This is a genomic window from Streptomyces sp. NPDC091272, from assembly GCF_044757485.1.
Lineage (GTDB): Bacteria > Actinomycetota > Actinomycetes > Streptomycetales > Streptomycetaceae > Streptomyces.
On sequence record NZ_JBIVVC010000019.1, the window covers coordinates 13,570 to 26,061 of the forward strand.

The 12,492-nt window shown below is 71.4% G+C and carries 13 protein-coding genes; 9 read left to right on the plus strand and 4 right to left on the minus strand.

Annotation, left to right across the window (positions count from 1 at the left end; all coding sequences use genetic code 11):
- Positions 1–90: 90 nt before the first annotated feature.
- Entirely contained in the window at positions 91–1,413 is a 1,323-nt protein-coding gene (locus ACIQM4_RS33575; RefSeq protein WP_401599208.1) for an NAD(P)/FAD-dependent oxidoreductase, read from the plus strand.
- 115 nt (positions 1,414–1,528) lie between these two features.
- Here ACIQM4_RS33575 and ACIQM4_RS33580 read toward each other — a convergent pair whose 3' ends face one another.
- Positions 1,529–2,998 carry a regulator gene (locus ACIQM4_RS33580; protein ID WP_401599210.1) on the minus strand — a complete coding sequence of 490 codons (1,470 nt, stop codon included), beginning with the start codon at positions 2,996–2,998 and terminating at the stop codon, positions 1,529–1,531.
- A 239-nt stretch (positions 2,999–3,237) separates the two neighbouring features.
- Between ACIQM4_RS33580 and lipB the strand changes: the two genes are divergently transcribed.
- The 4 genes from lipB to ACIQM4_RS33600 all read left to right on the plus strand — a co-directional run bounded on the left by lipB (position 3,238) and on the right by ACIQM4_RS33600 (position 6,260).
- Complete coding sequence (lipB, locus tag ACIQM4_RS33585) at positions 3,238–4,035, plus strand: lipoyl(octanoyl) transferase LipB (protein WP_401599212.1); 798 nt, start codon at positions 3,238–3,240, stop codon at positions 4,033–4,035.
- A 113-nt stretch (positions 4,036–4,148) separates the two neighbouring features.
- A complete protein-coding gene (gene lipA / locus ACIQM4_RS33590) occupies positions 4,149–5,114 on the plus strand; it encodes a lipoyl synthase (protein WP_401599214.1) in 966 nt (321 codons plus the stop codon).
- A 227-nt stretch (positions 5,115–5,341) separates the two neighbouring features.
- Positions 5,342–5,536, plus strand: a complete 195-nt coding sequence (locus ACIQM4_RS33595) for a hypothetical protein (protein ID WP_401599216.1) — start codon at positions 5,342–5,344, stop codon at positions 5,534–5,536.
- Between the two features lie 19 nt (positions 5,537–5,555).
- Positions 5,556–6,260, plus strand: a complete 705-nt coding sequence (locus tag ACIQM4_RS33600; protein WP_401599217.1) for a DUF4191 domain-containing protein — start codon at positions 5,556–5,558, stop codon at positions 6,258–6,260.
- Positions 6,261–6,371: 111 nt separating this feature from the next.
- Here the strand turns inward: ACIQM4_RS33600 and ACIQM4_RS33605 are convergent, their stop codons facing one another.
- The gene (locus ACIQM4_RS33605) at positions 6,372–6,839 is read right to left on the minus strand and encodes an RDD family protein (protein ID WP_401599219.1); all 468 of its coding nucleotides are present in this window, start codon (positions 6,837–6,839) and stop codon (positions 6,372–6,374) included.
- A gap of 234 nt (positions 6,840–7,073) precedes the next feature.
- Between ACIQM4_RS33605 and glnA the strand changes: the two genes are divergently transcribed.
- On the plus strand, positions 7,074–8,483 hold the full coding sequence (glnA, locus tag ACIQM4_RS33610) for a type I glutamate--ammonia ligase (RefSeq protein WP_401599221.1): 1,410 nt from the start codon (positions 7,074–7,076) through the stop codon (positions 8,481–8,483).
- 95 nt (positions 8,484–8,578) lie between these two features.
- Here glnA and ACIQM4_RS33615 read toward each other — a convergent pair whose 3' ends face one another.
- A complete protein-coding gene (locus tag ACIQM4_RS33615) occupies positions 8,579–8,890 on the minus strand; it encodes a hypothetical protein (RefSeq protein WP_401599222.1) in 312 nt (103 codons plus the stop codon).
- 165 nt (positions 8,891–9,055) lie between these two features.
- Positions 9,056–9,955, minus strand: coding sequence for a Gfo/Idh/MocA family protein (locus ACIQM4_RS33620; RefSeq protein ID WP_401599224.1), 900 nt, complete (start codon positions 9,953–9,955; stop codon positions 9,056–9,058).
- A gap of 348 nt (positions 9,956–10,303) precedes the next feature.
- On the opposite strand from ACIQM4_RS33620, the gene glnII reads away from it, so the two are divergent.
- From glnII to ACIQM4_RS33635, 3 genes are all read left to right on the plus strand, one after another.
- Positions 10,304–11,323, plus strand: a complete 1,020-nt coding sequence (glnII, locus tag ACIQM4_RS33625) for a glutamine synthetase (protein WP_401599225.1) — start codon at positions 10,304–10,306, stop codon at positions 11,321–11,323.
- 249 nt (positions 11,324–11,572) lie between these two features.
- Positions 11,573–11,695: a hypothetical protein gene (locus ACIQM4_RS33630; RefSeq protein ID WP_401599226.1), complete on the plus strand. Its 123-nt coding sequence runs from the start codon at positions 11,573–11,575 to the stop codon at positions 11,693–11,695.
- Between the two features lie 132 nt (positions 11,696–11,827).
- Positions 11,828–12,463, plus strand: a complete 636-nt coding sequence (locus tag ACIQM4_RS33635) for a winged helix-turn-helix domain-containing protein (protein WP_401599228.1) — start codon at positions 11,828–11,830, stop codon at positions 12,461–12,463.
- The last annotated feature ends 29 nt before the right edge of the window (positions 12,464–12,492 follow it).

Here is a 12,492-nt window from a genome sequence, read left to right on the forward strand (position 1 = left end):
CTACGCTGCACGCTCCGTTCGGGCATTCCGCAACGCTGTCGGGGGCATGAGCCCTGCACCAGCAGCCGCGCCGACCTCGGGGAGGGGCACGTGCTTAACCCAGCACCCAGTGCGGACGTCGTCATCGTGGGGGCCGGGGTCGCCGGTCTCCGCGCGGCCCACGAGCTCATCAGCGCCGGAGTAACGGTCAGCGTCCTGGAGGCCGCCCCTTACGTCGGCGGCCGGATGGCCACCGACCTGATCGACGAGTTCCGGCTCGACAGGGTGGGCCAGGTGCTCAGCACAGCCCACCAGGAACTGCGCGCGGCCCCGGGCCTGGAGGGCCTGGTCCTGCGGCCGTTCGCGCCCGGTGTCCTCGTGCACAGCGGGGGCAGGCACTACCGCGCGGGCGAGCCGGGTGGCACACGGAGTGCACGGGGCGCACTCACCGCGGCGCGCGCCCTCGCGAGCGCCCCCCGGCCTCGTACGCCCGGCCCGCTCGGCGGTCCGCTCGACCAGGCCAGGCTGAGCGCCGCCCTGACCCGGCTCGCCGGCACACCGGTGGACCGCCTGCTCGCCAGGCCGGAACTCCCGGCCCTGGAGGCCCTGTTCGACCGGGGGCTGCCGTCCCGTACGGTCGAGGGCTTCCTTCGGCCCCTGCTGACGGCGTTGCTGTCCGACCCCGGACTGACCACCTCCAGCCGGTGCGCGGACCTCGCACTGCACGGGTTCGCCCGGGGCCGGCTGTGCGTGCCCGAGGGCGGCGCGGGCTCGCTGCCCGAGCTCCTCGCCGCGGCGCTGCCACCCGGCACGGTGCGTACCGGAGTTCACGTCACCCGCGCGTCCATCTCCGGCGTCAGCACCAAGGAGGACGGCGAGCTGGGCTGCCGCTCCCTGCTGCTGGCGACCGGCGCCCGAGCCGCCGCCGAGCTGCTGCCAGGGCTGCGCGTGCCCGGCTTCCACCCCGTCACCGTCCTGCACCACACCGCCCGCACCGCGCCCCCGACCGGGTCGGCCCTGGTCCTGGACGCCGACCGGAGCGGTCCGGTCGCGCACACCGCCGTCGTCAGCGCGGTCGACCCCACCAGGGCGCCCGACGGGCGGGTGCTGATCTCCTCCACGGTGCTGGGCACTCCCCCGCCCGACCTGGACGAGGAGGTCCGCTCCCACCTGTCCCGGCTGTACGGGACGCCGACGGACGGCTGGGAACTCCTGGCCGTCCACCACGACGCGGACGCCGTGCCCGCGATGCCCGCGCCGCACGACGTACGCCGCCCGGTCAGGCTGTTGTCCGGTCTCTACGTCTGCGGCGACCACCGCGAGACGAGCACCGTGCAGGGCGCACTGCACTCGGGCCGCCGGGCCGCGCGGGAGATCCTCAGGGACTTCGGCGTCCGCCCCGCACGTACCCCCGAGGAGCTGCGCGCCGCCTGACCCCGTCGAGGCACCGGGTACGGGCCCGGCCGAGGGTCCGGGCCCGGCACCAGGTGCAAGGGCCTGGCCGGGTGATGGCGCGGAGGGCGGCCGTGGGGGGGGCCGGCCCGATGGGTCAGCCCAGTGCCGCCACCCGGTCGCGGTATCCCCGTACCGCCGCCGCGTCGCGGTACGGCTCCAGGCGCCGCTCGAACTCCCGCACGTACTCCGTCGCCCGCGCCGAGCGCATCTCGGAGGCCTGCTGCGCCGCCTCCGCGCCCAGCGCGCACGCCTGGTCCAGCTCCCCGAGCCCGAGCCTGGCCTGCGCGAGCACCACCCGGCAGAACAGCCGGCTGCGCGCGTACCCGTGCGGCCGCAGCTGCAAGGACCGCTCGGCGTGCTGGGCGGCGGCCCGGTACTGCTGGAGGTCGCGGTGGCAGTGGCCGCACTCGTCGGCCAGCTGGGCCTCGTCGAAGAACTTCGCCCAGTGCGGTACGTCGTCCCCCGGCCGCGCCGCCTCCATCGCCCGCTCCGCCCGCACCAGGGACGACGTGCAGGCCCTCACCTCGCCGAGCACCCCGTGCCCGCGCGCCTCCACGGCGTGCAGCAGCGCCTGCACCACCGGGGGCGCCGACGATCCGACCCCCTGCTGGGCGACCCGGGCCAGTTGCACGGCCTCCCGGCCGTGCCCCAGGTAGACCGCCTGCCGGCTCATCGTCACCAGGACATAACTCCCGTACGCGCGGTCGCCCGCCGCCTGTGCGAGCCGCAGGGCCTGTACGAAGTAACGCTGGGCGAGGCCGTGCGCCGCGATGTCGTACGCCGTCCAGCCCGCCAGCCGGGTCAGATCGGCGGCCGCCGAGAACAGCCGGCGCCCCGTCGCCTCCCCGTAGACCCCTCTGAGCATCGGTTCCACCTCGTGCTCCAGATAGCGCACGAGGGCCTGCCTGGCATGCCCGCCGCCGTACGCGTGGTCCAGCGTCCGGAACAGGTCGGCCACCGAGCGCAGGGCCGAGATGTCGCCCGCGGTGACCCGCTGGCCGGGCCCGCGGTCGGTCTGCCGCTGGCGGGGCAGCACCGGGCCCGGCCGGCCGCCCTGCGCCGGGACGCGGATCGCGGCGGTGCCGTTCGGTGCGGGCGCGGCAGGCTCCCCGCGGCCGACCCGGTCGTCGGCCCGACCGATCAGCCAGTCCCTGCTGGGCACCACCAGCCCGGCCGGGGTGAAGGCGATCTTGCGCAGTTCGGCATGGCTGCCGGAGTCCTTGCGCCACAGACCGCTCACGATGTCCACGGCCTCCTCGGGGGTGGCCGCGAATTCGAGTCCCGCGTAGACCGGGGCACAGGCGTCGAGCCCCAGGTCCTGCGCGGACAGACGTCTGCCGAGCCTCCTGGTGAACACTTCGGCGATCAGCGCGGGCGTGGTGCCGCGCGGCTGCTGACCGCGCAGCCAGCGGGTGACCGACGTCTTGTCGTACCGCAGGTCGAGTCCGTGCTCCAGACCGAGCTGGTCCACCCGTCGGGCAAGGCCTGCGTTGGAGAATCCCGCTTCTGCGATGAGCGCGGCGAGCTGTCGGTTGGGGATGCGCTGCGGAGGTCGTTCCGTCATCAGCTCTGAGCTCTCCTGCCTTCCGGGCCCCGGTGGCAGCCCTCATGGAACGGCGCGAATTTAGCGACACTGGACCCCCTGGCGGACCTCTGCGCCTCGACTTCATCCGATCGTGTGACGATTCTTGGCAGGCGCTGACGGAGGCCCCGTGCCTTCGCCCCGGCCCCTCCCTGCCCGAGGAACCGCTTCCCGGCCGCCGTACAGTGGCTGGTGGCGTGGCGATACGAAGGAGACACACCGTGAGTGAGCTGCGGTTCGTCCGACTGGGGTTCGGCGAGGAAGCCGTCGAGTACCAAGAGGCCTGGCAGAAGCAGCGTGAGGTGCACGCCGCCCGTTTCGCCGACGAGGTGCCCGACACCTGTCTGCTCCTGGAGCACCTGCCCGTCTACACGGCGGGACGGCGTACCGAGGAGAGCGAGCGCCCCCTGGACGGCACGCCGGTCGTCGACGTGGACCGCGGCGGCAAGATCACCTGGCACGGCCCCGGCCAGCTGGTCGGCTACCCCATCCAGAAGCTGCCCCGTCCGGTCGACGTCGTGGCACACGTGCGCCGGCTGGAGGACGCCCTGATCCGGGTCTGCGCCGAGCTGGGTCTGGAGACCACCCGCATCGAGGGCCGCAGCGGTGTCTGGGTCCTCGGCGACCCGGTCGAGCAGCGCCCGCAGCTCGGCGGCCTCTCCCTCGACTTCGACCCGAGGCTCACGGACCCCGAGTTCGACGCCCGGCTGAACGGTCCCGAGTACGCGCCCTCCAACGCGGGTCAGCGCCGCGAGGACCGCAAGCTCGCCGCGATCGGCATCCGCGTCGCCAAGGGCGTCACCATGCACGGCTTCTCGCTGAACGTGAACCCGGACAACACCTGGTTCGACCGCATCGTCCCGTGCGGCATCCGTGACGCGGGCGTCGCCTCGCTGGCGAACGAACTGGGCCGCGACCTGACCGTCGAGGACGTGCTGCCGCTCGTCCAGAAGCACCTCACCGCGGTGATGGCGCAGGCCGTGCCGGCCCCCCGGGTCGTCGAAAAGGCCTCCGCCTGAGGAATGCCACTGTCCGGCACCGGGTTGTCCGGACGTAAAGCCATACAAATATCGGGCGTACCCTGGTGTTCGCCGAGGAATCGAAGCCTTTTTGGCAAGAGGGAGTGCTGGACGTGTCCGCTGTCGCACCCGACGGTCGCAAGATGCTGCGCCTGGAGGTCCGGAACAGCCAGACCCCCATCGAGCGCAAGCCCGAGTGGATCAAGACCCGGGCGAAGATGGGCCCCGAGTACACCAAGATGCAGGCCCTGGTGAAGGCCGAGGGACTGCACACGGTGTGCCAGGAAGCTGGTTGTCCCAACATCTACGAGTGCTGGGAGGACCGGGAGGCGACCTTCCTCATCGGCGGCGACCAGTGCACGAGGCGCTGTGACTTCTGCCAGATCGACACCGGCAAGCCCGAGGCCCTGGACCGTGACGAGCCGCGCCGCGTGGGCGAGTCGGTCGTCACCATGGACCTCAACTACGCCACCATCACCGGCGTCGCGCGCGACGACCTGGAGGACGGCGGCGCCTGGCTGTACGCGGAGACGGTCCGCCAGATCCACCAGCAGACGGCGGGCCGGGAGACCGGCCGTACCAAGGTGGAACTGCTCGCGCCGGACTTCAACGCGGTGCCCGAGCTGCTGGACGTCGTCTTCGAGTCCCGCCCCGAGGTCTTCGCGCACAACGTGGAGACGGTGCCGCGCATCTTCAAGCGCATCCGCCCCGGCTTCCGTTACGAGCGTTCGCTGGACGTCATCACCAAGGCGCGCGCGGCCGGTCTGGTCACCAAGTCGAACCTGATCCTCGGCATGGGCGAGACCCGTGAGGAGGTCAGCGAGGCGCTGCGCGACCTGCACGAGGCGGGCTGCGAGCTGATCACGATCACGCAGTACCTGCGGCCCTCGCCGCGGCACCACCCCGTCGAGCGGTGGGTGAAGCCGATGGAGTTCGTCGAGCTGAAGGACGAGGCCGACGCGATCGGCTACTCCGGTGTGATGTCCGGGCCGCTGGTCCGCTCCTCCTACCGCGCGGGCCGGCTGTACGGCCAGGCGATGGAGCGCCGCGGCGCGCTGGAGACCACGCCCGCCGTGTGAATCGGACCACAAGCGGTTACCGATCAGTAACAGCCGTGCGGACGCGGCCCGTACGAACCTCGCAGGCAGGGGCGCCGTACGGGCCGCGTTCATGTGCGCGCCCGCACCGTCAAGGTTTCATCGCTGTTTGACCGGTCGGTCACGTGCTGGTAACACCAGTCGGTGACCGTGGTTCTACGCACCGCAGTTCCACCCCACTTGCCGCTGCTACGAGGGGGACCCCCGACATGCAGGCCGTACGCGCCCAAGCCCTCCCGTCCGTCACCGATGCGCTGCGCGCCGTCGAGTCGCTGCTGATCGGTACCGGGCAGCGCACCGCCCGCCGTAACGCCTGGACCGCCGTCCTGGAGGACCGGCGCCGGGCCAAGGACCGGGTCACCACACAGCACGCACTGGAGGCCGTGTCCGCTCGTACGTCCTAGGCAACGTAAACTTTCTCGCATGGCGAGGAAGGAACGCGCAGCGAACGCGGACACTGCGAACCCCGGGCGACTCAAGCAGATTGCCCTGACGTACAAGATGACGCGGCGGAACGACCCCAAGGTGGGTCTGATCGTCGCGGGCGTGGGCATCGTCGTATTCGGTGTCCTCCTCGGCCTCGGTTTCCTGATCGGTCACCCGGTCTACCTGGGCATTCTCGGTTTCCTGCTGGCGTTCCTGGCGATGGCGATCATCTTCGGACGCCGCGCCGAGCGCGCCGCCTTCGGGCAGATGGAGGGCCAGCCGGGTGCCGCGGCGGCGGTGCTGGACAACGTGGGCCGTGGCTGGACGACGACTCCCGCGGTCGCGATGAACCGCAGCCAGGACGTCGTGCACCGGGCGGTCGGCAAGGCCGGCATCGTCCTGGTCGCGGAGGGCAATCCGAACCGGCTGCGGACCCTGCTCGCGGCCGAGAAGAAGAAGATGGCCCGCATCGTGGGCACCGACGTCCCGGTGACCGACATCATCGTCGGCAACGGCGAGGACCAGGTGCCCCTGAAGAAGGTCCGCACCAAGATGCTCAAGCTTCCGCGCACCCTCACCGGCCCGCAGGTCACCGCGACCAACGACCGGCTGCGCGCGATGGGCGACCTGATGAGCAACATGCCGCTGCCGAAGGGTCCCATGCCGGGCAGCAAGGGCATGAAGATGCCGCGCGGCCGCTGACCCTCTGCTCCCCGTTCCTTCTACGCAGAAGACGGCCCCGGAACCTTCGAGGTTCCGGGGCCGTCCTGCGTTCCACCGCTCTCGCGCGCCCCCGCATCCGTACCCGTACGGCTACATCCGTACCTGTACGGCGCGGGCCAGCCGGTCGTGCAGACCGCGGCCGTCGCGGTCCCAGATCAGCGCCGGGATCGCCAGACAGAGCAGCACGCTGCGCACCACGGCCCACCCGAAGCCGAGCCGGCCGCCGTGCTCGGAGATCACCTGGACGCGGAAGACACGCTTGCCCGGGGTGAAACCCAGGGTGCCGACGGTGAGCACGTGCAGTACGAGGAAGATGCCGAGCGCGTAGTTGCCCGCCGCCTGCGAGTCGCCGCGTGCGAAGAGTCCGTACGCGATGAGCAGGCACAGCGCCCAGTCGACGAAGAGGGCGCCGAAGCGGCGGCCCAGCGGAGCCGCCGAGCCGGGCCCCTCGGGGGGCAGGCCGAGGCGCTTGCCCCGGTACCCGAAGTCGGCGCCCATCTCTTCGGCCGCCGCGCGCGGTCCGGAGAGCCACGATCCGATTGCTTGCCTGTTGTCCACCCGACAAAGGTACTGCGCCCCCCTTCGTCCCGGTCCTGCCGGGTCGGGGGGGTGGTTCCCGACGGGGCACCACGGCGGCAGCCTGGTTAACTTGTGCGAAACAAATGGGTCATGCTGGAGAAATCCCGTCTGCCTATGGTCGACGCCAGCGTGTGCCACCGCACTGGCCCGCAAGAAGACCCGCAGAGATAGCGGCAACCCCGTCCGGCCCCGGGCGGGAGTAGGAGGAGCTGGATGTTCGGGAACGCCGACGAAGCCAAGAAGTTCATCGCGGACGAGGACGTCAAGTTCGTGGACGTCCGGTTCTGCGACCTGCCGGGCGTGATGCAGCACTTCACGATCCCCGCCAAGGCCTTCGACCCGGACGAGGAGCTCGCCTTCGACGGTTCGTCGATCCGCGGGTTCCAGGCCATCCACGAGTCCGACATGGCGCTGCGCGCGGACCTCTCGACGGCCCGGATCGACCCGTTCCGCCGTGACAAGACGCTCAACATCAACTTCTTCATCCACGACCCGATCACGGGCGAGCAGTACAGCCGCGACCCGCGCAACATCGCCAAGAAGGCCGAGGCGTACCTGGCCTCCACCGGCTTCGCGGACACCGCGTACTTCGGCCCCGAGGCCGAGTTCTACGTCTTCGACAGCGTCCGCTTCGAGACCTCGGCGAACGCGAGCTTCTACCACATCGACTCCGAGGCCGGCGCCTGGAACACCGGTGCGGTGGAGAACAACCGCGGCTACAAGGTCCGCTACAAGGGCGGCTACTTCCCGACCCCGCCGGTCGACCACTTCGCCGACCTCCGTGCCGAGATCTCCCTGGAGCTGGACAAGAACGGCCTCCAGGTCGAGCGCCAGCACCACGAGGTGGGCACCGCCGGCCAGGCGGAGATCAACTACAAGTTCAACACCCTCCTCGCCGCGGCCGACGACCTGATGCTCTTCAAGTACGTCGTGAAGAACGTCGCCTGGCGCAACGGCAAGACCGCGACCTTCATGCCCAAGCCGATCTTCGGCGACAACGGCTCCGGCATGCACGTCCACCAGTCGCTGTGGCAGAACGGCATCCCGCTGTTCTACGACGAGCAGGGCTACGCGGGCCTCTCGGACATGGCCCGCTACTACATCGGCGGCATCCTCAAGCACGCGCCGTCGCTGCTCGCCTTCACCAACCCGACGGTGAACTCCTACCACCGCCTGGTGCCCGGCTTCGAGGCCCCGGTCAACATGGTCTACTCGCAGCGCAACCGCTCCGCCGCGATGCGCATCCCGATCACGGGCTCCAACCCGAAGGCCAAGCGCGTCGAGTTCCGCGCCCCTGACCCGTCCTCGAACCCGTACCTCGCGTTCTCGGCCCTCCTGATGGCCGGCCTGGACGGCGTCAAGAACAAGATCGAGCCACCGGAGCCGATCGACAAGGACCTCTACGAGCTGGCCCCCGAGGAGCACGCGGGCGTCCAGCAGGTCCCGACCTCGCTCCCGGCCGTCCTCGACGCCCTGGAGGCCGACCACGAGTACCTCCTCGCCGGCGGTGTCTTCACCCCCGACCTGATCGAGACGTGGATCGACTACAAGCGCACGCAGGAGATCGCCCCGATCCAGCTGCGGCCGCACCCGCACGAGTTCGAGCTGTACTTCGACCTCTAGAGGTCCTTCGTACGGTGTGACGGAGCCCCGCCACCGCCTTCGGGCGGTGGCGGGGCTCCGTCGTGTGCGGTCGGCTCCTGCGATCCGTGGCCGGCTCAGCCCAGTTCGTCCCTGATGAGCTCGCGCACCAGGCGGCACGTCGTGGTGGACGGCGGGTGGATGCCCACCCGGGCGGCCGTGTCGCGGATCCTGCGGTTGGTCGCCTTCTCGGGGACGTAGACCCCGGTGTCCATCAGGGCTATCGCCAGGCGCATGGCCTTGAGGCGGCGGTTGTGGGAGATGTACCACTCACGCGGCCGGCCGGCCGGGAGGGGCTTCTTGCGGAGCGGTTTCGGCGTCTTGCGCGGATCGGCCTTCGGCTTGTGGGAGTGGGCGTTCGTCAGCAGAGCGGCAGCGGTCACAGGCATCCTCCTGAGGCGGTCACGGACCCTCTCGGACGCTTCCCATTTTACCGGGCACCACTGACAATCGTCCCTGGCCAGAGGGCATTTGACCCGGTGGGCGGAGGGGCCGGAGGTGCCTTCGGGGCGAGTGAGGCACTCCCCGGCCGTGCGGTCCGCTCAGCGGTCCGGTCAGCGGCCCAGCACTGTTTCCGCCTGCGACAGGATTTCCGTGACACGCAGGCCGAAGCGGGCGTCGCACGGGTGCGGGGTCCCGGTGCGGGCAGCTTCCAGCAGCGCGCCGATCGCCGTGCCGAAGGAGTCCACGCCTGCTCCCCACGGGCCGGGCAGCGAGTGCACCCCCGCGGCGCCGCGCAGTTCGATGTCGACGCCGGAGGCCTCGGGCGGGGCGGTCAGGCTGAGCGCGGCCGTGCTCGACGCACCGCCGGCGTGCCGCAGGACGAGATGGACGGTGTCGCCCTGACCGGGCGCGGCCGTCAGCTGCGTCACGTCGCCCAGGACCGGCAGGAGTACGGACAGGGCGTGCGGGCCGACGTCCCACAGGGCGCCCTTCTCGCCGCGCCACGGGGACTCGGCGTACGGGCCTGCCGCGCTGGGGTGGAAGACCGACCCGAACCAGTGCGCGCGGGCGGTGAACCAGCCGTCGGCCGCGCTCTGTTCGGCGATCCAGTCGACGGTGCCCGCGGCAAAGCGCAGCGTGAAGAAGACGACGGAGGCGACACCCGCGGTCTCGGCCGCATCGGCGACGCGGCGGGCGCCCTCCACGGTGGTGGCCACCGGCTTGTCGAGGAGGAGGTGGCAGCCGGCCTCGGCCGCGCGGACCGCGAGCGGTGCCTGGATGTCAGGCGGGAGGGCGATCGCGACGGCGTCGCAGTCGGCGAGGAGCGCGTCGACGTCGTCATAGGCCGTGGTGGAGTGGGCCTCGGCGATCTTGGCCGCGGCTTCGGGGCGACGGCCCCACACCCCCACGAGGTCGACCTCCGGGTGGGCGGCCAGGGCGGGTGCGTGCGTGCGGTCGGCCCAGGGGCCGGTGCCGAGGAGGCCGATACGGGCGATGGGTGACGTCTTCATGCCACCAGTCTGCCCGCAAGGGGCGCCCCCGTCGGCGCGGGCCGGACGGGCGCCGACCGGTGCGAGGTACGTCACGCGGGTGCGCGGGGCCGACCCACGCGAGGTACGTCACGCGGGCGTGCAGGGTGGTGCGAGGTACGTCACGCGGGCGTGCGGGGTGGTGCGAGGTACGTCACGTGGGTGCGCAGGGTGGTAACACGGGGTTCACACACGGGCAACGGCCGGGAAATCGCGGGTTGCCAGGCTGCCGACCATCACCGCGGCAGCACCGGGGCACGCCGCCACCGCCGCACCGGTGGCACCGTGCCCGCACCCGCAGCAGCGCAGAACCCGTAAAGGATGGCGTCCGTGACGTTCAAGGCCGAGTACATCTGGATCGACGGAACCGAGCCGACGGCGAAGCTCCGCTCGAAGACGAAGATCCTCAGCGACGGGGCCGCGCTGCCGGTCTGGGGCTTCGACGGTTCGAGCACCAACCAGGCCCAGGGACACGCCTCGGACCTCGTCCTGAACCCGGTCTTCTCCTGCCCCGACCCGATCCGCGGTGGCAACGACATCCTCGTCATGTGCGAGGTGCTGAACATCGACATGACCCCGCACTCCTCCAACACGCGTGCCGCGCTGCGTCCGTTGGCCGAGCAGTTCGAGGGCCAGCAGCCGATCTTCGGCATCGAGCAGGAGTACACCTTCTTCGAGGGCGAGCGCCCGCTCGGCTTCCCGGTGGGCGGCTTCCCCGCCGCGCAGGGCGGCTACTACTGCGGCGTCGGCGCCGACGAGATCTTCGGCCGCGAGATCGTCGAGAAGCACCTCGACCACTGTCTGGCGGCGGGGCTCGGGATCTCCGGCATCAACGCCGAGGTGATGCCGGGACAGTGGGAGTTCCAGGTGGGCCCGCTGGCTCCGCTGGAGGTCTCCGACCAGCTGTGGGTGGCGCGCTGGCTGCTGTACCGCACCGCCGAGGACTTCGGGGTGTCCGCGACGCTCGACCCGAAGCCGGTGAAGGGCGACTGGAACGGCGCGGGCGCCCACACCAACTTCTCCACGAAGGCGATGCGCGAGGGCTACGAGGCGATCATCACGGCGTGCGAGTCGCTCGGTGAGGGCTCCAAGCCGATGGACCACGTGAAGAACTACGGCGCCGGGATCGACGACCGTCTGACCGGTCTGCACGAGACCGCCCCGTGGAACGAGTACAGCTACGGCGTCTCCGACCGCGGCGCCTCGGTCCGCATCCCGTGGCAGGTCGGCCAGGACAAGAAGGGCTACATCGAGGACCGTCGCCCCAACGCCAACGTCGACCCGTACGTGGTGACCCGGCTGATCGTCGAGACGTGCTGCACGGCGCTGGAGAAGGCCGGCCAGGTCTGACGGTTCGGGGCCGAACCTGCCTGCCGCGAGGGGGCGTTCACCGGGACCGCCCGGTGAACGCCCCCTCGCGCATGCCCGCAGCCCCGTGCCGGAGGGTCCGCCGGCCCTGCCGTCCCGTCCGCGGCCCGCCCCTCCTGTGCCCAAGAACACACCGGTGGGGCCGGGGGCACAGGGGGCGCACCGGGGCATCGGGGGCCCGGAGGGGACGAGGCCCTCCTGCGCCCGGCGTGCGCATGCTTCAATGGGGCCATGACCGGACACCAGAACCTCACCGCTACGGGTCGCTTCGACCTGGAGCCGTTCTGGCCTTCCCGGCAGCACCACGACTTCGACCGGGTCTGTTGTCGCGCGGCGAACGCGCGGGCCCTCTAAAGCCGTTCCCCGTCTCCCGGCAGTTCCGGGATCCGGCCGACGGCCTTCGGCCCACGCGCACTCCGTAGGAAGCAGTACGCCGCCGCGCGGTTCTCCGCGGTGGCCTCCTCCGCGCGAAAGAGCTGACCTGTCATGGTGAACCCCACCCGTACCCCGCGTACCTTCCCCGCCTCGTCCGTCGCCGCCAACGCCGTCCAGCGGCGGGCCGTCCACGAACCGCTGCGGCCCGTCGCGCACCGGCTGCGGGCCGTCGAGCGCGACGAGGTGGCAACTCCCTCCCCCGTACTCCCCCTTCGGCCGGCCTTCGACGTCGCCGACTACCTTCCGCCGGGGGCGACCTGGCTGCCCGCCCCGCAGCACACCCTGCCCGCGCTGCCCGGCCGTCCGCCGATGGTCGGCTACCTGGTGCTCGTACCGGCCGACCAGCAGCAGGCGCCCGAGCCCGTACCGCACACGCCGGTGCCGGTGCCGCAGGACCAGCAGGGGTCCGGGGCGGTGCGCATCGACGCGTCCCGCCGGATCGTCGAGGTGGACGGGCGGGCGCTCGACCTGACGTACCTGGAGTTCGAGCTGCTGGCGCACCTGGTCGCGCACCCCCACCGGGTGCACACCCGCGACCAGTTGGTGACCACCGTGTGGGGGTACGGGCACGTCGGCGACGGCCGGACAGTGGACGTGCACGTGGCCCGGCTGCGCCGCAAGATGGGCGCCGAGCACCGCCACTCCATCCAGACGGTGCGCCGGGTGGGCTACAAGTACGCCCCGTGAGGTGTGCGGGGTGGGTGACAAGTACGCCC

What these genes read in the sequence shown, in the direction of transcription:
- ACIQM4_RS33580 (WP_401599210.1), bottom strand. Translation starts at nt 2,998, where the DNA reads ATGACGGAACGACCTCCGCAGCGCATCCCCAACCGACAGCTCGCCGCG.
- ACIQM4_RS33595 (WP_401599216.1), top strand. Translation starts at nt 5,342, where the DNA reads ATGCAGGCCGTACGCGCCCAAGCCCTCCCGTCCGTCACCGATGCGCTG.
- ACIQM4_RS33600 (WP_401599217.1), top strand. Translation starts at nt 5,556, where the DNA reads ATGGCGAGGAAGGAACGCGCAGCGAACGCGGACACTGCGAACCCCGGG.
- glnA (WP_401599221.1), top strand. Translation starts at nt 7,074, where the DNA reads ATGTTCGGGAACGCCGACGAAGCCAAGAAGTTCATCGCGGACGAGGAC.
- ACIQM4_RS33615 (WP_401599222.1), bottom strand. Translation starts at nt 8,890, where the DNA reads ATGCCTGTGACCGCTGCCGCTCTGCTGACGAACGCCCACTCCCACAAG.
- ACIQM4_RS33620 (WP_401599224.1), bottom strand. Translation starts at nt 9,955, where the DNA reads ATGAAGACGTCACCCATCGCCCGTATCGGCCTCCTCGGCACCGGCCCC.
- ACIQM4_RS33630 (WP_401599226.1), top strand. Translation starts at nt 11,573, where the DNA reads ATGACCGGACACCAGAACCTCACCGCTACGGGTCGCTTCGACCTGGAG.
- ACIQM4_RS33635 (WP_401599228.1), top strand. Translation starts at nt 11,828, where the DNA reads ATGGTGAACCCCACCCGTACCCCGCGTACCTTCCCCGCCTCGTCCGTC.